This is a genomic window from Lachnoclostridium sp. An196 (genome assembly GCF_002160135.1).
Lineage (GTDB): Bacteria > Bacillota > Clostridia > Lachnospirales > Lachnospiraceae > Hominiventricola > Hominiventricola avistercoris.
Genome location: NZ_NFJZ01000025.1, coordinates 1 through 1568, shown reverse-complemented (window position 1 = coordinate 1568; position 1568 = coordinate 1). Strand labels below are relative to the sequence as shown.

The window sequence follows — 1568 nt, the reverse complement described above, 5'->3', positions numbered from 1 at the left end:
CGGAAGAATTCCGGACAATCCAGGTAGCGCTGTCCTATTTCCAGGATGAGAACGCGGTATACTTCAGCTACATTTTTGCAGGCTCTGCCATATCGGCCATCGTACCTGTGCTTTTGTTCCTGCCGCTGCAGAAATACTTCGTACAGGGCATCACCAGCAGCGGTGTGAAAGGCTGATAATTCAGCGACACACATTTTTATGGATAATATACAATTAACTTAAATTTTTTTTGTTGTTTATGAGCAATTGAAATAAATCAACAAATATGTTAAGATGGCAGTAAGAAAAGTTCCTGTGTATGTGTGTCAAGGACAAGATCTTACGGAAGTAAGGTTTTGTCCTTTTTTTGTACCCTCGAACAGTTCTGAAGCCAAATGCCATTAGGAGAATTGAACAAATGAAAGCAAATGACACCACTTATCTGCATCGCCTCCAGCAGCCGTCTCTGCCTGCTGACGTAGTAATCGACACAGATACCTATAATCAGGTCGACGACCTGTATGCCATTGCCTATCTGCTCCTGTCACAGGACAGGCTGAATCTTCAGGCAATTCTTGCCGCTCCTTTTTACAGTCCGCCCCATCTGGGCCGGCTCCGGCAGAACAACAGTCCGAAAGAGGGCATGGAGCAAAGTTATACTGCGGTCCTGGAACTGCTTCAGGTAATGAACCGCAGCGATCTGACCGGCAAAGTCTTTCGAGGATCAGAAAGCAGTCTGGCCGGAGAATCATCTCCTGTAGACTCACCAGCGGCAAGGGAATTGATCCGGCTGGCCAGAGAACACACGCCGGAACACCCCCTCTATATTATATCTATCGCCGTACTCACCAATGTGGCATCCGCCATCTTGCTTGCACCGGATATTATCGACCGTATCGTCGTAGTGTGGCTGGGAGGACACAGCTTCGACTGGAAAACCTGTAATGACTTCAACGCTCTTCAGGATATTGCGGCTGTTCGTGTAGTATTTGGCTGCGGCGCCGCTGTCGTCCAGCTTCCCTGCAATGGCGTCGTCTCGGAATTCCGCATATCCCGAATAGAACTGGAATATTGGCTGAAAGGAAAAAACGCGCTCTGCGACTATCTTCTGGACCAGACTCTGACCCTTATGGAAAAACACTCCTCTTCCCGTACCTGGTCCAAGCCTCTCTGGGACGTGGTGACCGTGGCATGGCTTCTGGATCCCGCTTTCACCGATGACCGCTATGAGCACAGCCCTATTTTTGAATATGACCTTCGATATGCCTGGGATCATACCAGACACTTTATCAAATACGTTTACCATATTAACCGGGATCTGATCTATGAAGATCTGTTCTCCAAATTACAGAACCTGTCCTTTTCATAAAAAGGATAAAATTATACACAAAAGGAGGAAAAAGTTTATGAAATTCAAAAGACTGTTATCCGGGCTCCTGGTTACTGCCGCTGCTCTCAGCCTTACCGCCTGCGGCGGTTCCGGCTCCGGCTCTGACTCCGGCTCCGCCGACTCCGCTTCCACCGAAAGCTCCGGCGATGAGGTGGTCATCCATCTCATGATGAGCAATTCCCAGGAACTTGGCGTCAGC

Annotated in this window: 1 protein-coding gene and 1 pseudogene; both read left to right on the top strand. The window is 48.7% G+C overall.

The annotated features are described in order from the left end of the window. Positions 1 to 397 precede the first annotated feature (397 nt). Positions 398 to 1348 (top strand): nucleoside hydrolase, encoded by a 951-nt coding sequence (locus tag B5F29_RS16170; RefSeq protein WP_087155613.1) that lies wholly within the window; start codon positions 398 to 400, stop codon positions 1346 to 1348. Between the two features lie 37 nt (positions 1349 to 1385). After that, a pseudogene (locus B5F29_RS16655) lies at positions 1386 to 1568 on the top strand (ABC transporter substrate-binding protein); the annotation flags it as partial.